At 64.1% G+C, this 17647-nt stretch carries 13 protein-coding genes; 3 read left to right on the top strand and 10 right to left on the bottom strand.

What is annotated here, in order from left to right:
* Position 1 precedes the first annotated feature (1 nt).
* Together CSE6_RS01495 and glmU are read right to left on the bottom strand one after the other, a co-directional pair.
* On the bottom strand, positions 2-799 hold the full coding sequence (locus tag CSE6_RS01495; RefSeq protein WP_059439745.1) for a HAMP domain-containing sensor histidine kinase: 798 nt from the start codon (positions 797-799) through the stop codon (positions 2-4).
* Entirely contained in the window at positions 799-2247 is a 1449-nt protein-coding gene (glmU, locus tag CSE6_RS01490; RefSeq protein WP_059439744.1) for a bifunctional UDP-N-acetylglucosamine diphosphorylase/glucosamine-1-phosphate N-acetyltransferase GlmU, read from the bottom strand. Before glmU ends, CSE6_RS01495 begins: the two co-directional genes overlap by 1 nt.
* A 104-nt stretch (positions 2248-2351) precedes the next feature.
* Between glmU and CSE6_RS01485 the strand changes: the two genes are divergently transcribed.
* Positions 2352-3332, top strand: a complete 981-nt coding sequence (locus CSE6_RS01485) for a LysR substrate-binding domain-containing protein (RefSeq protein ID WP_034405962.1) — start codon at positions 2352-2354, stop codon at positions 3330-3332.
* Between the two features lie 199 nt (positions 3333-3531).
* Here the strand turns inward: CSE6_RS01485 and tyrS are convergent, their stop codons facing one another.
* Positions 3532-4764 carry a tyrosine--tRNA ligase gene (gene tyrS / locus CSE6_RS01480; RefSeq protein ID WP_003061750.1) on the bottom strand — a complete coding sequence of 411 codons (1233 nt, stop codon included), beginning with the start codon at positions 4762-4764 and terminating at the stop codon, positions 3532-3534.
* A 191-nt stretch (positions 4765-4955) separates the two neighbouring features.
* Here tyrS and CSE6_RS01475 point away from each other — a divergent pair, with 191 nt between their 5' ends.
* Together CSE6_RS01475 and CSE6_RS01470 are read left to right on the top strand one after the other, a co-directional pair.
* Positions 4956-6314, top strand: a complete 1359-nt coding sequence (locus CSE6_RS01475) for a M23 family metallopeptidase (protein WP_034357214.1) — start codon at positions 4956-4958, stop codon at positions 6312-6314.
* Positions 6315-6455: 141 nt separating this feature from the next.
* Positions 6456-7595 (top strand): anhydro-N-acetylmuramic acid kinase, encoded by a 1140-nt coding sequence (locus CSE6_RS01470; RefSeq protein ID WP_059439743.1) that lies wholly within the window; start codon positions 6456-6458, stop codon positions 7593-7595.
* 27 nt (positions 7596-7622) lie between these two features.
* Here the strand turns inward: CSE6_RS01470 and CSE6_RS01465 are convergent, their stop codons facing one another.
* From CSE6_RS01465 to xdhA, 7 genes are all read right to left on the bottom strand, one after another.
* A complete protein-coding gene (locus CSE6_RS01465; protein WP_059439742.1) occupies positions 7623-8975 on the bottom strand; it encodes an LLM class flavin-dependent oxidoreductase in 1353 nt (450 codons plus the stop codon).
* A gap of 13 nt (positions 8976-8988) precedes the next feature.
* A complete protein-coding gene (locus CSE6_RS01460) occupies positions 8989-9714 on the bottom strand; it encodes an ABC transporter ATP-binding protein (RefSeq protein ID WP_059439741.1) in 726 nt (241 codons plus the stop codon).
* Complete coding sequence (locus CSE6_RS01455) at positions 9711-10568, bottom strand: ABC transporter permease (RefSeq protein WP_034405953.1); 858 nt, start codon at positions 10566-10568, stop codon at positions 9711-9713. Before CSE6_RS01455 ends, CSE6_RS01460 begins: the two co-directional genes overlap by 4 nt.
* Before the next feature lie 12 nt (positions 10569-10580).
* Complete coding sequence (locus CSE6_RS01450; RefSeq protein WP_034379263.1) at positions 10581-11570, bottom strand: ABC transporter substrate-binding protein; 990 nt, start codon at positions 11568-11570, stop codon at positions 10581-10583.
* Positions 11571-12062: 492 nt separating this feature from the next.
* Positions 12063-13364: an NCS2 family permease gene (locus CSE6_RS01445; RefSeq protein ID WP_003061737.1), complete on the bottom strand. Its 1302-nt coding sequence runs from the start codon at positions 13362-13364 to the stop codon at positions 12063-12065.
* Between the two features lie 163 nt (positions 13365-13527).
* Positions 13528-15954, bottom strand: a complete 2427-nt coding sequence (gene xdhB / locus CSE6_RS01440; protein WP_059439740.1) for a xanthine dehydrogenase molybdopterin binding subunit — start codon at positions 15952-15954, stop codon at positions 13528-13530.
* Position 15955: 1 nt separating this feature from the next.
* Positions 15956-17560: a xanthine dehydrogenase small subunit gene (gene xdhA, locus CSE6_RS01435; RefSeq protein WP_059439739.1), complete on the bottom strand. Its 1605-nt coding sequence runs from the start codon at positions 17558-17560 to the stop codon at positions 15956-15958.
* Between the last annotated feature and the right edge of the window lie 87 nt (positions 17561-17647).

Here is a 17647-nt window from a genome sequence, read left to right as displayed (position 1 = left end):
CTCAGGGCAGGCAGGTGGGCCAATGCATCTGCAACTGGCATCCTGCATTGAGCTGAGCCTGGATTTCCGCCTCGCCGCCATGGCGGCGGCAGATATCGCGCACCAGCGCCAGGCCAATACCTAGGCCCTCGAACTCGGCCTCGCGATGCATGCGCTGAAAGACGCCAAACAGCTTGCCTGACCGCGCCTGCTCGAAGCCGGCGCCGTTGTCGGCCACGGTGATGAAGCAGCCCCCCTGCCCGTCACGCTGCACATCGACCTGGATGCGCGCCAGCCGCACGGCCCGCGTGAACTTGACGGCATTGGCGAGAGCTGCATCCAAAGCCTGCTCCAGCAGATGCGGATCCGCCTGCAGCATGGGGGCTGCGGCAGGCAGACACCACTCTATGCGTCGGCCTTGCGCGCCTGCCTGCAGACGCTGGCTCAGACTTCCCAGCAAGGCCAGCAAGTCCACGGGCTGCGGCTTCAGCACATGGCTCTGGGCCCGATTCAGCTTCAGCAAGCCGTCGAACATGGCCGCCATGCGCTGGGCGGACTGCTCCATGGTCTGGAGGAAGCTGCGCGCTTCCTCCAGGTCTTCGGCACCGGGACTGGCGGACTGCAGCAGCTCGGCAACCAGCGGATTGAAAGCCAGCAGATGGCGCAGCGGCGCCCGCAAATCATGCGAGACGGCATGCATCCATTCCTGCTGGGCCGTGCGCAAGGCGGACAGTTCGGCCTCGCGCCTGGCCAGCAGCGCCAGCGCTTCGCCCAGGGACTGAGGCGCCATGCTCTCCAAAGCTTGCTGCGCTTGTTCCATCAGGCTTTTGGCAGCTTTTCAGGGCGCTTCCAGTTGCTGATGCTGACCTGCCTGCCACGACCTACCGTCAAGGCACCAGCCTCCGTATTCTTGGTCACGGTGGAGCCACCGCCCACGGTGCCGCCGGCGGCAATCGTCACCGGAGCCACCAGCACGCAGTTGCTGCCGATATGCACATCGGCCTCGATCACGGTACGGTGCTTGTTCACGCCGTCATAGTTGGCAGTGATGCTGCCTGCACCATAGTTCACGCGCTCACCCACCGTGGCATCGCCCAGATAGGCCAGGTGATTGGCCTTGGCGCCATCGGCCAGGACGGAGTTCTTCACTTCCACGAAGTTGCCGATATGCACTTCGCGGCCCAGCTTGGCGCCGGGGCGCAGGCGGGCAAACGGGCCGACCAGCGCGCCCTGGCCCACTTCCACGCCGGCCTTCTCGCCATCGATGTGCGTGAAGGGGTGGATCACGGCATCTTCGGCAATGCTCACATTGCTGAGATGGCAGTTGGCCCCGATCCTGGCGCCGGCGCCAATCGTCACCTTGCCGGCAAAGATGCAGTTCACGTCGATTTCCACATCCTGGCCGCAGCTCAGGCTGGCCTTGGTGCCGCGCGCATCGTCACGCAGGTCGAAGCGCGCAGGATCGGCCATGCGCACGCCCTGCTCCATCAGCTCGCGCGCCTGGCGCAACTGGTGAGCGCGCTCCAGCTCTGCCAGTTGCAGCGGGCTGTTGACGCCCGCCACCTGCAGGACATCGGCAATGCGGTGGCCCACCACGGGCACTCCGTCGGCCACGGCCATGGCGACGATATCGGTCAGGTAATACTCGCCCTGGGCATTGTTGTTGTCGAGCTTGGCAAGCCAGGCCGTCAGATGCCTGGCTGGCACGGCCATGATGCCGCTGTAGATCTCGGTGATGGCGCGCTCGGCCTCGCTGGCATCTTTCTGCTCGACGATGCGCTGCACCGTGCCTGCATCGTTTCGCACGATGCGGCCATAGCCCGTGGGATCGGGCATGGTCACGGTGAGCAGCGCCATCTTGTCGCTGCCTGCGGCATCGAGCAGACCTTGCAGCGTGTCGGCCCTGGTCAGCGGCACATCACCCGACAGCACCACGACCAGACCATCTTCCTTGAGCGCAGGCACGGCCTGCTGCACGGCATGGCCGGTTCCCAGCTGGGGCTCCTGGCGCACAAACTTCAGGTCCATTGCACCATGGGCGCCGTCCGCGCGATCCACGCCATTGGCAGCGGCGATGGCCGCTTCCACTTCCGCTGCGCCATGACCCGTCACCACCACGGCCGAGCGCGCCTTGAGTTGCGCAGCGGTATCCAGCACATGCTGCAACAGGGCACGACCGGCCAGCTTTTGCAGCACCTTGGGATGGCGGCTTTTCATGCGGGTGCCTTTGCCGGCAGCCATGACGACGATGTCCAGAGGTGCAGTCATATTGATTTATAGGATGAAAACCGCCTGATTATCGACCCATAGCCGCGGTCGGCAACTGCAAGCGCAGGCAACAGTCGCCGCAAACACCTTATGCTTGCCCTGCCATGCCTCATGCCACCACCAGCCCCACTCCGCTGCTTCGCACCCGCGCCATCGGTGCCGGCCATCTGCGCGCCTTTCTGGCCGTGGCCCGACACCTGAACTTTCGTGCCGCGGCGGACGAGCTGGCACTGACCCAGTCTGCCGTCAGCCGCCAGATCCAGTCGCTGGAAGACGAGGTGGGCATCCCGCTGTTTCTGCGCCATTCGCGCGCCGTGGAATTGACGGGTGCCGGCGCCCAGCTGCTGCATGCCGTGCAGCCTGCATTGGAGTCGATCGACGCCACCGTGCGCCAGATCCGCCAGACCGTGGGCCGCAAGAGCGTGGCCATCACCACCTGGGCCAGCTTTGCCGCCATGTGGCTGATTCCGCGCCTGGAGGCGTTCCAGCGCGCCTATCCCGATATCGACATTCGCATAGACACGGGCGACGCCGTGGTGGATCTGGAGACCACCGATGTGGACCTGGCCATACGCTACAGCGCCGGCGTCTCCGATGCCTCGGCAAAGGCCCTGTTTGGCGAAGAACTGGTGCTGGTCGCAAGCCCAGCCCTGCTCAGGAGCGGCCCCGCCGTGCACAGCCCCGCCGATGCGGCCCGCTACACCTTGATTGAAACCGGCGACGTGCACCGCATGCCCCAGCTGGAGTGGCTGAGCTGGCAGCGCTGGTTTGCCGCCAACGGCTGCGACCAGCTGCAGCCGCCGCGCTGGCTGTACTTCAACTACGCCCACCAGATCGTGCAGGCCGCACTGGCGGGCCAGGGTCTGGCCATCGCGCGCCTGCCGCTGGTGGCCGATGCGCTGGCGGCCGGCACCCTGATCGAGGTATTGCCCGAGCGTCGCCTGGCCTCGCCTCTGTCGTACTGGCTGCTGCAAGGCCCACGCAGCAGCGAGCGGCCCGAAGTCCAGGCCTTCTGTCAGTGGCTGATGGAACAAGCCCGCCAGACGCGCGACGCCATGCAAGGCGCGAGCGAGCCCACTCAATAAAAAAGAGAGCTACTTACGCATGACCTGTAACGGTTTCAAATACAAATTGATTTGAAACGTATATGTATCAAGCGTAAACAGCTCTCATTTTTACTGTCACCTCTACTGTCGCCTCTTTAGGCCGCGCCACAGCGGCAAAGTCCTTGCCCTGTGGCACTCAACGCAAAAGAGGCGAACGAGGCGAGGCGCCCCAAGGCGCTCAGCTCAGCGTGACGCGCGCAAACTTGCGCTTGCCCACCTGCAGCACAAAGGTGCCGGCGTCCAGCTTCAGTGCACGGTCGCTAATGACGTTGCCGTCGACGCGCACGCCGCCGCCATCGATCAGGCGGTTGGCTTCGCCGGTCGATGCAGCCAGATTGGCCTGCTTGACCAGCGCACCAATGCCCAGCGGAGCGCCGGACAGGCTGATTTCAGGGATGTCATCGGGAATGCCGCCCTTGGAGCGGTTGATGAAATCCTGCTCGGCCGCATCGGCGGCTTCGGCGCTGTGGAAGCGCGCGGTGATTTCCTTGGCCAGAGCCACCTTGGCATGCTTGGGGTTGCCTCCGGCCTCGATCTCGGCCTTGAGCGCTGCAATCTCGGCCAGGCTCTTGAAGGACAGCAGGGTGTACCAGTCCCACATCAGCTCGTCCGAGATCGACAGCACCTTGGCGAACATGGTGTTGGCGTCCTCGGTGATACCGATGTAGTTGTTCTTGGACTTGGACATCTTGTGCACGCCGTCCAGGCCCACCAGCAGCGGCATTGTGAGCACACACTGCTGCTCCTGACCATACTCGGCCTGCAGATGCCTGCCCATCATCAGATTGAACTTCTGATCGGTGCCGCCCAGCTCCAGATCGGACTTGAGCGCCACCGAGTCATAGCCCTGCAGCAGCGGGTAGAGAAACTCGTGCAGGCTGATGGAGCTGCCGTCGGTGAAGCGCGTATGGAAGTCGTTGCGCTCCATCATGCGCGCCACCGTGTACTTGGCCGACAGCTGGATCATGCCGCGCGCGCCCAGCTGGTCACACCACTCACTGTTGTAGCGCACCTCGGTCCTGGCCGGGTCCAGCACCTTGGCGGCCTGGGTGTAATAGGTCTCGGCATTGACCTTGATCTGCTCGGCCGTCAGCGGCGGGCGTGTGGAGTTGCGGCCCGAAGGGTCGCCGATCAGCGTCGTGAAGTCGCCGATCAGGAAGATCACCTGATGGCCCAAATCCTGCAGCTGGCGCATCTTGTTGAGCACCACGGTATGGCCCAGGTGAATGTCGGGGGCTGTCGGGTCCAGACCCAGCTTGATGCGCAGGGGCACGCCGGTGGCTTCGGACCTGGCCAGCTTCTGGACCCACTCGTCCTTGGGCAGCAGCTCATCGACTCCACGCAGAGTGACTTCCAGCGCCTGGTTCACTCTGTCGGTCACGGGAAAACTTGTAACAGCAGATTGATTCATAAGGGTTTTTCGGCAGGCGAAGTAGGACGCGGCCGATATACTTGGAGGTTTGGTGTTACGGTCAATTCTAGACTGCTCCCTCATAAAGACCTCTTTGGATGGACTTATGGCACGGTAGAGCTACTGGAGACGTGTCAGTCGTAACAAATACCAACTCCACCGACACGCTTTCCCAAGGATTTGATGTTTTGATGACTGGCTTGAAAAATGCCGGCGGTGCTCTGCTTGCGCGGCTGACATCGGCTCTGCAAAAACACCCCAAGCGCGCCACGGCGGCGCTGGCGACTGTTTTGCTGACCGGTGGCAGCGGCGCCTTCGCAGTGGCCAGCCTGGGTCCCGACCCCGCCGACCTTCCCGTACGTACACTGACCGAACCCGTCACCTCCCTGGCCGCCGGCCAGGATCTGGCCGATCTGACGGATCTGCAGTCCTTCTCCCTCTATCGCTCCGAATACACCCGCAGCAACGACACCACCGAGTCGCTGCTGCAGCGCCTTGGCATTGCCGACCCGCAGGCCGCAGCCTTCATGCGCAGCAACGAAGCCGTGCGCCAGAACGTGCTGGGCCGCGCCGGCCGCCTGGTGTCAGCAGAGACCACGCCCGACCAGCAACTGAGCCAGCTGACCGTGCGCTGGGCTCCCAGCGAAGACGGCAGCTTTCAGCGCCTGACTGTGGAGCGCGTGGATGGCAAGCTGCAATCCAAGATCGAGACCGGCAAACTCACGGCCAGCCCGCGTCTGGCCGGCGGCGTGATTCGCTCCTCCTTCTTTGCCGCCACGGATGCCTCCGACATTCCCGACAGCATCTCCATGCAGATGGCCGACATCTTCCAGGGCGAGCTGGACTTCCGCCGCGGCCTGCGCAAGGGCGACCGCTTTGCCGTGGTCTATGAATCGCTGGAAGCCGATGGCGAGCCACTGCGCGCCGGCCGCGTGCTGAGCACCGAGTTCTACAACAATGGCAAGTCGCACCAGGCCATGTGGTTCCAGGAAGCAGGCAAGAAGGGCGCCTACTACACGCTGGACGGCAAGAGCCTGCGCCAGGCCTATCTGAACTATCCCGTGGAGTTCTCGCGCATCAGCAGCGGTTTTTCCATGCGCGTCCACCCCATTCATAAAACCTGGCGCGCTCACCTGGGCACCGACTTCGCGGCCCCCACGGGCACCAAGGTGCGTACCGTGGGCGACGGCGTCGTGTCCTTTGCCGGCGTGCAAAACGGTTACGGCAATGTGATCTTCGTCGATCACGCCAACCAGCACACCACCGTCTACGCCCACCTGAGCCGCATCGACGTCAAGCACGGTCAGCGCGTAGACCAGGGCGACATCATCGGTGCCGTGGGCTCCACGGGCTGGGCCACCGGCCCTCATCTGCACTTCGAATTCCGCGAGAAGGGCGAGCAGCGCGACCCGCTGACCATTGCCCAGATCACCGATGCCGCCCAGCCCATCTCCAAGGCCGCCCGCCCGGCCTTCGAGCAGCAGGCAGCGCAGATGCGCATCGAACTCAACGCCGGCACGCAGTCGTTCGCCTTGGCCAGCACGCGCTGATCCACCGCTGCGACACAACCTGAGGGCTGCAAATTGCAGCCCTTTTTCATTTCCGCATCAGGATCGTTTGCAGCGACCGCCAGGAAAGCCGCAAACGCTACAGCTAAGATAGTGAACCGCACGCCAACCCTCTGATCTGCCATGCCCAATGCCATTGAACAAGCCGCTCAAAGCAACCTCTATATCGGCCTGATGTCCGGTACATCGCTGGACGGCGTCGACGGGGTTCTCGTGGACTTCAGCCAGGGCACGCGAGTGCTGCAACATGCCAGCTGCGGCTTCGATGCGGCATTGCGCGCCGAGCTGCTGGCTCTCAACACCGCTGGCGGCCAGGACGAGCTGCATCGCGCCGCCCTGGCCGCCAATGCACTGGTGCGCCACTATGCACAGGTGGTGTGGCAACTGCTGACTGCAGCCGGTATCGAGGCCTGGCAGATCGCGGCCATAGGCGCCCATGGCCAGACCGTGCGCCACCGTCCGCAGATGTTCGATGGCACGGGCTATACGCTGCAGCTCAACAGCCCCGCCCTGCTGGCCGAGCTGACCGGCATCACCGTCGTCGCCGACCTGCGCAGCCGTGATGTGGCGGCAGGCGGCCAGGGGGCGCCGCTGGTGCCGGCCTTTCACCAAAGCGTGTTCGGCAGGCCCGCTGAAACCGCGCTGGTACTCAATATCGGCGGCATTGCCAATCTCAGCGTGCTGGGTGCCGACGGCTCGGTGCTCGGCTTCGATACCGGCACCGGCAATGCGCTCATGGACGGCTGGTGCCTGCGCCATACCGGCAGGAGCTATGACGAGAGCGGCCGGTGGGCCGCCAGCGGCAAGGTCCTGCCCGAGCTGCTGGCCGCCATGCTGGGCGATCCCTATCTGGCCCAGCAGCCGCCCAAGAGCACGGGGCGCGATCTGTTTCACGCCGAGTGGCTGGAGCGGCATCTGCAGCAGCATGCGGCCCAGGCCGCCGCAATCGATGTACAGGCGACCCTGACCGAATTCACGGCTGCCAGCTGCGCCCATGCTGTCCAGCGTTTCGGCAGGGGCGGCACCGAACTGCTGGTCTGCGGCGGCGGCGCACTGAACACCTATCTGATGCAGCGTCTTGCCGCCCTGCTGCCGGGCGTGAAGGTGGCCTCCACGGCAGAGCGCGGCCTGCCCCCGCTCGAAGTGGAAGCAGCCGCCTTTGCCTGGCTGGCACGTCAATGCCTGCTGGGCCTGCCCGGCAATCTGGCCAGTGTGACAGGCGCCAGCGGCCCGCGCATTCTGGGCGCCATCCACCCCGCTTGACAGCGCGGCCGCCGGCCCGCTGCAGGCTCAGGCCGCTACTGCTGCATCCGCCTGCGCCTTGTGCTGCACCACAGGCAGATCAGGCAAGCCGAAATGGCCGCGCAGTGTGCTGCTCTGGTAGTCGCTGCGAAACAGCCCGCGCTTGCGCAAGATGGGCACGACCTCGCTGGCAAACAGCTCCAGCTGCTGCGTGATGACCGGTGGCATCACATTGAAGCCATCGGCGGCACCCGTGCGGAACCAGTCTTCAATCGTGTCCGCCACCTGCTCGGGCGTGCCGGCAATTGCCAGATGCCCGCGCGCGCCCGCCAGCCGCTTGAGCAGCTGACGCAGCGTAAGCCCGTCGCGCAGCGTGGTCTCCACATAGCCTATGGCGCGGCTCCTGGAAGCCTCCACCAGCGCGGGATCGGGAAAATCATCGCGCGTGAGCCGACGGTCCAGCGGCAGACTGCTGAAGTCATGGCCGCCAAAGCGGGCCGACAGGCGCCCCAACCCCACGTCGATGCTGGTCAGGCTGTCGAGTTCCTCCCACACCTGGCGGGCTTCGTACTCCGTGGATCCAATCGCGGCACTGATGCCCGGCAGAATCACAATGTCCTCGGCCCTGCGCCCCAGGGATTTCGCCTGTCCCTTGATATCGGCATAAAAGCCTTGCGCCGACTCCTTGCTGCCATGCGCCGTGAATATGGCCTCGGCCCATTGCGCGGCAAAGGCCCGGCCGGTATCGGACTGCCCGGCCTGCACCAGCACCGGACGCCCCTGGGGACTGTCCGGCACATTCAGTGGTCCGCGCGTACGGATATGTGTTCCCGCATAGTTGACGGGGCGCACCTGGCCGATGTCCAGGTACTGACCCGATGCAGCATCGTCCACCACCGCAGCGCCCGGAAAGCTGCGCCATAGCGCATCCACTGCGGCCACGAACTCGTCGGCGATGCGGTAGCGCTCGGCATGCTCCACGTTCTCTTGCAACCCGTAGTTTTCTCCGGCCCGGGGCAGCCAGGAGGTCACGATATTCCAGCCTGCCCGCCCCTTGGAGAGATGGTCCAGCGTGGCGAACTGCCGCGCCAGCGTATAGGGCAGGCTGTAGGTGGTGGAAGCCGTACCGATCAGCCCGATACGCTCGGTATGCTGCGCCAGTGCAGCCAGCAGCAGCAGCGGCTCGAGCTGCCCTGAAGAAGCCATCTGCCCGTTGTCGGGCCCGACCAGCCCGTCGGCCAGAAACACGGCATCGAACTTGGCGGCCTCGGCGATGCGGGCCGCATCCACATAGAGCTCCAGATCGGTCAGCGCCTTGCGATTGGCTCCAGGGTGACGCCAGGCACCTTCGTGGTGGCCTCGCGTCATCAGAAACAGGTTCAGGTGTAGTTGTCGTGTCATGGCAAGGCTTCTTTCAGGCAAATTCGGCTTCCACTCCCAGACTGCGCAGCAAGGTCGCGCGCAGTTGCATGAAAGCGGGGTGATCGGGTCGCCGCGGATGGGCCAGATCCAGCGCATGGTCTTCGGCGATCTTGCCGTCCCTGAGCACCAGAATCCGGTCTGCCAGCAGCAGGGATTCGTCCACATCGTGGGTCACCAGAATCACCGTCGGGCGTATGCGCTCCACCATGCGCCGCAAAAGGCCCTGCATGCGCATGCGGGTCAGCGCATCCAGGGCACCAAAAGGCTCGTCGGCCAGCAGCACATGCGGCTCGCGCAGCAAGGAGCGAGCCAGTGCCGCTCTTTGCTTTTGCCCACCGGACAGGGTGGCGGGCCAGACCGCGGCCTTGTCTTCCAGGCCCACCTCGCGCAGTAATTGCACTGCGGCGGGCCGGGCCACCTGCGCATCCAGCCCCAGCGTCAGGTTGTCCAGCACCGTCAGCCAGGGCAGCAGGCGCGAGTCCTGGAACAGCACTGAGACATTGCCATGGGCCAGCGCCGCCCCCGAACTCCGGGCCTCGGCATCGAGGCCGGCCAGGGCCCGCAACAGCGTGGTCTTGCCCGAGCCCGACTCCCCCAGCAATGCCACGAACTGCCCGGGGGTGATATCGAGATGGAGGTCGTCGAGCACCTGCTTGCCATGGAAGCTGCGACTGAAGCAGCGCAGTTGCACGGAACCGGTCAATGATGGATGGCTCATGATCCCAGCGACCTCCGATAGGACAGCACACGTGCCTCCAGGCGCCGCACTGCGGCGTCGGACAGCAGACCCAGCAGCGCGTAGATCAGGATTCCCACCACGATCACATCGGTCTGCCCCCAGTCGCGCGCACGGTTCATCAGATAGCCGATACCGGTCTGCGTGTTGATCAGCTCCAGCACCACCAGCGCCGTCCAGCACAGCGAGACCGCCATGCGCAGGCCGACAAAAAAGCCCGGCAAGGCACCCGGCAGCGCCACCTTGCGAATGAATTCGGCACGCGACAGTCCCAGCGTCTGAGCCAGCTCCACATGACCGATGTCGATGCTGCGCAGCGCTGCATGGGTGTTGATGTAGATGGGAATCAGCACTGCGGTAAAGATGAGAAAGACCTTCATCGCCTCGCCTATGCCCAGCCAGATGATGGCCAGCGGGATCAGCGCCAGCGTGGGAACGGCCCGCTTGATTTGCACCAGGCCATCGATGAGGGCCTCGCCGCTGCGGCTCAGTCCGGCGGCCAGCGCCAGCAACACTCCCACCACAATGCCCAGAAACAGTCCCGTGTAGGCGCGCCCGGCCGAAGCCAGCAGATGCGGCAGCAGGCTGCCATCGAGCACCATTTCGTAGCCGGTACGCAGAGCCTGCGACGGTGCGGTCAGCGTCTCTGGCGAGAGATAACCCAGGCGCGATGCAGCCTCCCACAACAGCAGCAGCAGGACGGGCCCGGCCAGCAGCATGCCCGGCGACAGGCGGGCCGGCACCAGCGCCGGGGCTTTGCGGTCTGGCGCGGCGAGCGGCGATCCAGTCTGAGACTGCCAGCCGGCCAAGCGCGCTTCCAGAGGAGTCGGTGTCATCACGGCCACTCCTCAGCGATTGGCGACGATCACGCCGTCATAGCTCGCCACAAAGGAATCCCTGGCATCCAGACGCTGGGGCAGACTGCCTGCGCTGTGCAGGATGTCGATGAGTTTCTGATGATGGGACTGGGCCTGTGCCGCCGTCTGGAACTCCAGCGGAGCCTGCGCCGCCTGGATGGCCGCCGCGCTCTCGGCATCGAGGCGCTGGAAGTTGCGCAGGTAATGCTGCCCCCATTCCTTGCGATGGGTATTGCTCCAGCGCCCCGCACGCACGAAGGAGGCCAGGAATTCGCGGATGGCTTCTGCCTTCTGAGGATCGGCCAGCACATCCGGACGGGCATAGATATAGGAGGTGGACGGCAGCAGTTGCCGCTCCAGTGGATCGGGCACCACGCGCGCTCCAACCTGCCTGGACAGTCGCGTGACATGCGGCTCGGAAATGGTGGCGACATCGACGGCACGGGCGCGCAAGGCATCGTTGAGCTCGGCCACGCGCAGATGCACCAGCGTGACATCCTTGAGCGTCAGGCCCGCCCGGTTCAGCGCCTCGATGAGGAACACCTGGCGCCCCGAGCCTTCCACATAGCTCACGCGCTTGCCGCGCAGATCGCTCAGGCGCTCGACCCCGGCACCGGCATGCTGGAGCAAACGATATTCCGCCCTGGCTCGGGTGAAGGTCGCGATGATGGGCAGGTTCACGCCTGCGGCCCGCGCCTGTATGGGAGGCGTATCTCCCACATAAGCCATGTCCAGTGCCCCGGCGCGGATGGCCTCGAAAATGGCCGGACCGCCGGCAAAATTGGGCAGCTCCAGCTGAAAGCCGGTCTTCTTGCGCTCACCGCTGGCATCCAGCAGATGACGAATCAGCTCGCTCTGATCAGCGACAACCAGCCTGGTCCTGGCGTCTGCCGCAGCACGTGCAACACCGGTGGTGCCCATGGCAGTCACTGCCAGCAATGAAGGCCCTGCCAGCAGGAATCGACGCTTGTCCACTTCCATCTCCCATGTATGCAATGGGACGGATGCTAGGGAGCAGTCGATCGATCAAAAAATATTGATTTCAAATTTGGAAACAACCAACTCATCCGAGCGCCGGAGTCAGCTCACCGGCCTCGCATGAATTTCACTGTGCTGCCAAGCACTTAAGACGGCACGAGTTGAATTCCGCCACCCGCAAAGCGCGCAACAAGCTTTGATTCAGCAATACGCTCATGAAATCAATGTTGTTGAAGCTTGGGGAAATGGCCGGCCACCTGGGGCCTGGGTGTCTAGCTGTCAACACATGCTCGGATGACATGCTTGCAAATGTCTTGCCACTCACAATGCAAAACAGCCCGACCCCACCAGAAGCCGGACTGCTTGTTGCATCTGTGATTTCATGCCTGGCGGGCTCCAGCGAGCCATGTCAGCCGGCCTCTCCTCCGACTGCCACGGCCCGGCCCGGCCCGGCCCGGCACAGATTACTGCCAGGCTTGATCGGCGTATGGGCGCTCAGTGACCGCCGACGTAGATGAACTTGAACAGGAACAGGGCCGCAATCACCCACATGATCCAGTGCACCTCCTTGACCTTGCCCGTGCACAGCTTGAGTACGGCATAGGTGATGAAGCCGAAGGCCAGACCGTTGGCGATGGAGTAGGTGAAAGGCATCATCAGCGCGGTGACGACTGCCGGTATGGCTTCGGTGGTTTCATCCCACTGCACTTCCGTCAGGTCACGCAGCATCAGGCAGGCCACGAACAGCAGCGCAGGCGCAGTGGCATAGCCGGGCACCACACCGGCCAGCGGCGCGATGAACAAACAGGCCAGGAAGAGCATGGCAACCGTGAGAGCCGTCAGGCCGGTACGGCCGCCAGCCTGCACACCGGCAGCGCTCTCCACATAGGCGGTGGTGCTGGAAGTACCCAGGATGGAGCCCACAAAGATCGCGCCCGAATCGGCCAGCAGCGAGCGGTTGAAACGCCCCATGCGCTCAGGCACCAGCAGGCCGGCGCGACGCGCCACGCCCATCAGCGTGCCGGTGGCATCAAACAGTTCCACCAGGAAGAACACCAGCACCACATTGAGGAAGCCCGTGGTCAGCGCCGTCTTGATATCGAGCTTCATGAAGGTGGGCTCGATGGAAGGAGGCGCCGAGAAGATGCCGTGGAAGGTGTTGCCGCCGAAGAAGAACGAGGCCACCGTCACGGCCAGGATGCCGATCAGCAAGGCGCCCGGCACCTTGAGGCGGTCCAGCACCACGATCAGCAAAAAGCCCAGCAGCGCCATGATGACCTCGGGCTTGTGCAGATCGCCCAGCGTCACATAGGTGTTCTGGTCGGCAGCGACCACACCGGCGGTCTTGAGCGCGATCAGCGCCAGGAAAAGACCCAGACCCACGGTGATGGAAACGCGTATGGACTGCGGTATGCCCTTGATGATGAGCTCACGCAGGCCCAGCATGGTGCAGATCAGGAACAGACATCCCGAGACGAACACCGCCCCCAGGGCAGCCTCCCACGTATAGCCCATCTTGAGCACCACCACGTAGGCGAAATAGGCGTTCAGCCCCATGCCCGGCGCCAGCGCAATCGGGTAGTTGGCATACAGCGCCATGATGGTCGAGCCCAGCGCTGCGATCAGGCAGGTGGCGACAAAGACCGAGCCCTTGGGCATGCCCGCATCCCCCAGAATGGAGGGGTTGACGAACATGATGTAGGCCATTGAAAGAAAGGTCGTCAGCCCTGCGACCAGTTCCGTGCGCACATTGGTGTTGTGCTCCCTGAGTTTGAATATCCGCTCTGTCCAGTTCATTGCATAGTCTCCGTGTTGTTTTGCATGCGAGGCGCAACGCGAGGAACGCGCCCGGTCCTGCGCCGCCAAATGGACGGCGCAGCACATGGCCTTGCCCCGCGGCAAACAGCCATGACTCAGAATGGCTGCCGCCCCGCAAGGCGACAACACCTGTGAGGAAAAACTAGCCAGTGTGCCCTTGAACGGCTTCCACTGCGCGCAGGATGGCTTCTGACGTGGCAGGCGCCTGCAGTGGAGGGTTCATGCGGTGCTCGCCGGCGGCCGACACCGCATCGCGAATCGCGAAGAACACCGAGAACGGCAGCAGCAGCGGGGGCTCGCCCACGGCCTTGCTGCGGTGGATGGAGTCTTCATAGTTATCGCCCTCGAACAGGCGCACATTGAAGACCGGCGGGCAGTCATTAGCCGTAGGAATCTTGTAGGTGCTGGGCGCATGGGTCGTGAGCTTTCCGGTTTGCGGATGCCAGACCAGCTCCTCGGTGGTCAGCCAGCCCATGCCCTGGATGAAGGCGCCCTCCACCTGGCCCACATCGACGGCCGGGTTCAGCGAGCGGCCCACGTCATGCAGCACATCGGCGCGCAGCAGCTTCCATTCGCCCGTCAAGGTATCGATGACCACTTCGCTGACGGCCGCGCCATAGGCAAAGTAGAAGAAGGGGTGACCCTTCATGCGCTTGCCGTCCCAGTGCAGGCCGGGCGTGGCATAGAAGCCATCCGACCACAGCTGCACACGCTGCAGATAGGCTGCGCGCACCAGCTCGGCAAACGGCACATTCTGGCCATTGACCTGCACCGCATTGTTGGCAAAGCGCACGTCATGGGCATAGCCGCCATGCAGGCGTGCGGCGCATTCGGCCAGACGCTCGCGCAGCTGACGTGCGGCATCCTGTGCGGCCTTGCCGTTGAGGTCGGCTCCCGTCGAAGCCGCCGTGGCCGAGGTGTTTGCCACCTTGCTGGTATCGGTGGCCGTCACACGCACATTCTCGAAGGCCACGCCCAGCTCATGTGCCACCACCTGCGCCACCTTGGTGTTCAGGCCCTGGCCCATTTCGGTGCCGCCATGGTTCACGAGAATCGAGCCATCGGTATAGATATGGACCAATGCGCCGGCCTGGTTGAAGTGGGCCACATTGAAGGAGATGCCGAACTTCAGCGGCGTCAGCGCCAGGCCGCGCTTGAGCACGGCACTGCCGGCGTTGAAGGCATTCACGGCCGCACGGCGCGCACGGTAGTCGCTGGACTCCTCCAACTCGGCCACCAGCTCGTGAATCACGTTATCGGTCACGACCTGTTCATAGGGCGTGATGTTTCGCTCGCCCTTGCCGTAGAAGTTGACGCGCCGCACATCGAGCGGATCGCGCCCCAGGCTGCGCGCCACCGTATCCAGAATGTTCTCGATGGCAATCGCGCCCTGAGGTCCGCCAAAGCCACGGAAAGCCGTATTGCTCTGGGTATTGGTCTTGCCCATATAGCCATGCATGAGCACATCGGGCAGCCAGTAGGTATTGTCGAAATGGCAGAGCGCACGCGTCATCACGGGCGCCGACAGATCGGCAGAGTGACCGGCGCGCGAGACCATGGAGATCTCGGCTCCCAGCACGCGGCCTTCATCGTCATAGCCCACTTCGTACTCATACCAGAAGCAGTGACGGCGACCGGTAATCATGAAGTCGTCGTCGCGGTCCAGACGCAGCTTGACCGGTTTCTGCAGCCTGGTTGCCGCCACGGCCGCCACGCAGGCGAACAGCGCCGACTGCGATTCCTTGCCGCCGAAGCCGCCACCCATGCGCCGGCATTCCACATGCACGCTGTGCGAAGCCACGCCCAGAGCATGTGCCACCAGATGCTGCATCTCGCTGGGATGCTGGGTGGAGCAATGAATGTGCACAGCCCCGTCTTCCTTGGGCGTGGCGTAGCTGATCTGCCCTTCCAGATAGAACTGCTCCTGCCCGCCCACATCGAAGGAACCCTTGAGGCGATGCGGCGCGGCATCCATGGCGGCGCGCGCGCCGCCTTCCCGCGTGCTGCGCTCCAGGTGCATGGGCGGCATCACATACTGCCCCAGCTCATGGGCCTTGCGCGGTGTCAACACGGGCGGCAGCTCGCTGATGGTGGCCGCAGCCTTGGCCAGGGCGGCCGCACGTCTTGCCGCATCGCGCGAGCGGGCAATCACGGCGAACAGGGGCTGGCCTACGTAGCGGATTTCGCCGTCGCACAGAATCGGGTCGTCATGAATGATGGAGCCGCAGTCGTTGACACCGGGGATGTCGGCTGCCGTGATCACGTCCACCACTTCGGGCATGGCCCGCACGGCCTCCAGCGCCAGCGCCGTCAAACGGCCGTGGGCCACGGGAGAGAGGCCCAGCGCACAATGCAGCGTGCCTTCCAGCTCGGGCAGGTCGTCGATATAGGCGGCCTCGCCGGCCACATGCAGGTGTGCGGACTCGTGCTTGCGGCTGACGCCCACGCGTGCGCCCTGATCATGGGCCTTGGCTTCGGTCACTTCGTCAATGCGATAGGCCTGATTCTTGCGGTAATCGGCAAAGGCTTCCGCCACCAGTTCATTCGTCAATTCAAGGGGGTTGTTCATTTCAGACTCCTTGCTCCACGGCGGCGGGAACGACGTGGGGCATCACGCTCCAGACACTGGTCGCATCAGTGCCCTGCGGCTGATCGGCGCGCGTTTCCAGCCACAGACGCTGGATCAGGTTCTGCGCCACCTTGAGGCGGTAATCGGCGCTGGCGCGCATATCGCTCATGGGCTTGAAATCCTGGGCCAGCGCGGCCTGCGCGGCCTTCACGTTTTCAAGGCTCCAAGGCTTGCCCAGCAGGGCCGCTTCGGCTGCCGCCGCTCTTTTGACCGTGGCGGCCATGCCGCCAAAAGCCAGCCTGATGGATTGCACGATCTCGCCATCGAGCTCAATGGCAAAGCCGGCGCACAGGGCAGAGATATCGCAGTCGAAGCGCTTGCTGATCTTGTAGCCGCGCACCTGGCGCTGCATGGCCGCCAGCGGCACAGCCAGGGCCTGCACGAACTCGCCAGGCTCCAGCTGGTTCTTCATATAGTCCAGATAGAAATCCGTCAGCGGCATGCGGCGCACGCGCTCGCCCTTGCGCAGCTCGATCTGGGCATCCAGCGCCATCAGCACCGGTGGCGAATCGCCGATAGGCGAACCATTGGCCACATTGCCGCCCATGGTTCCCGCGTGGCGGATGGGCGTGGAAGCAAAGCGCAGCCAGACATCGGTCAGACTGGGCCAGCGCTGCACCAGCGCGCTCCAGGCCGATTCCAGCGAAGCCCCGGCGCCGATGTACAGTTCGCCACCCTCGGCGTCGGGCCGCACTTCAATGCGCTTCATCTCGGCCACGTCGCCGACGTAAATCATGTCGCCCAAATCGCGGAACTGCTTGTTGACCCAGAGTCCCACATCGGTGGAGCCTGCCACGATGCGCGCCTTGGGCTTGGCCTCGCACAGGCTGGCCAGATCCGCCAGCGTGCGCGGAGCATGGAAGAAGTCGGTGCGCAGGCCCTGGGGCGCCGCATAGTTCAGCCCTGCATTGCCAGCCTGCAAGCCTTGCAGCGCAGCCACCACGGGCGCCGTATCCAGACGCACGGCAGGCAGATCGAACATGCGCTGACCGGCATCGAGAATCGGGCGGTAGCCCGTGCAGCGGCACAGATTGCCCGAGAGTTCGTCGGCCAGTTGCTGACGCGTGGGCTCGCTGCCCTGCTGCTGGTGATGCTCATAGGCCGACCACAGCGTCATCACGATGCCGGGCGTGCAGAAGCCGCATTGCGAACCATGGCACTCCACCATGGCCTGCTGTACCGGATGCAGGCTTTGCGGGCCTGCGGGCTTGCCGGTGCAGGCAGACTTGCCCGCGCACTGGCTCTTGAGGTCCTCCACCGTGAACAAGGCCTTGCCATGCAGGCTGGGCAGAAACTGAATGCAGGCATTGACGGTCTGCAGGCGCAGGCCGTTGACGGCCTCGGTATCGCCGGCTTCGGCCAGCTCGCCGATGACTACCGTGCAGGCACCGCAGTCGCCTTCGTTGCAGCCTTCCTTGGTGCCGGTGCAATGGGCATCCTCGCGCAGCCATTGGAGCACGGAGCGTGTGGGGTGCGGGCCTTGCACTTCCACCACCTCGCCGCGGTGGAAGAAGCGTATCGGTTGAGAGTTCTGACTGGTGCTCATGATCGTGGGACAGGGTGAGATTGAATGCCTGCATGCAAGATGCATTCCAAACGCAGCATTCGTCAAGATCGAAGGCTACGCCTGCAT

Origin of the sequence: Comamonas sp. E6 (assembly GCF_001010305.1) — a bacterium.
GTDB classification, from domain to species: domain Bacteria; phylum Pseudomonadota; class Gammaproteobacteria; order Burkholderiales; family Burkholderiaceae_C; genus Comamonas; species Comamonas thiooxydans.
The sequence above is the reverse complement of the archived record's forward strand: the minus strand, read 5'-3'. Positions and strand labels throughout refer to the sequence as shown.

Bases quoted from the DNA above. Each gene is read 5' to 3' on its own strand.
- tyrS (WP_003061750.1), bottom strand. From the start codon at position 4,764: ATGAATCAATCTGCTGTTACAAGTTTTCCCGTGACCGACAGAGTGAAC.
- glmU (WP_059439744.1), bottom strand. From the start codon at position 2,247: ATGACTGCACCTCTGGACATCGTCGTCATGGCTGCCGGCAAAGGCACC.
- CSE6_RS01450 (WP_034379263.1), bottom strand. From the start codon at position 11,570: ATGGAAGTGGACAAGCGTCGATTCCTGCTGGCAGGGCCTTCATTGCTG.
- CSE6_RS01475 (WP_034357214.1), top strand. From the start codon at position 4,956: ATGACTGGCTTGAAAAATGCCGGCGGTGCTCTGCTTGCGCGGCTGACA.
- CSE6_RS01495 (WP_059439745.1), bottom strand. From the start codon at position 799: ATGGAACAAGCGCAGCAAGCTTTGGAGAGCATGGCGCCTCAGTCCCTG.
- xdhB (WP_059439740.1), bottom strand. From the start codon at position 15,954: ATGAACAACCCCCTTGAATTGACGAATGAACTGGTGGCGGAAGCCTTT.
- CSE6_RS01455 (WP_034405953.1), bottom strand. From the start codon at position 10,568: ATGACACCGACTCCTCTGGAAGCGCGCTTGGCCGGCTGGCAGTCTCAG.
- CSE6_RS01485 (WP_034405962.1), top strand. From the start codon at position 2,352: ATGCCTCATGCCACCACCAGCCCCACTCCGCTGCTTCGCACCCGCGCC.
- xdhA (WP_059439739.1), bottom strand. From the start codon at position 17,560: ATGAGCACCAGTCAGAACTCTCAACCGATACGCTTCTTCCACCGCGGC.
- CSE6_RS01445 (WP_003061737.1), bottom strand. From the start codon at position 13,364: ATGAACTGGACAGAGCGGATATTCAAACTCAGGGAGCACAACACCAAT.
- CSE6_RS01460 (WP_059439741.1), bottom strand. From the start codon at position 9,714: ATGAGCCATCCATCATTGACCGGTTCCGTGCAACTGCGCTGCTTCAGT.
- CSE6_RS01465 (WP_059439742.1), bottom strand. From the start codon at position 8,975: ATGACACGACAACTACACCTGAACCTGTTTCTGATGACGCGAGGCCAC.
- CSE6_RS01470 (WP_059439743.1), top strand. From the start codon at position 6,456: ATGCCCAATGCCATTGAACAAGCCGCTCAAAGCAACCTCTATATCGGC.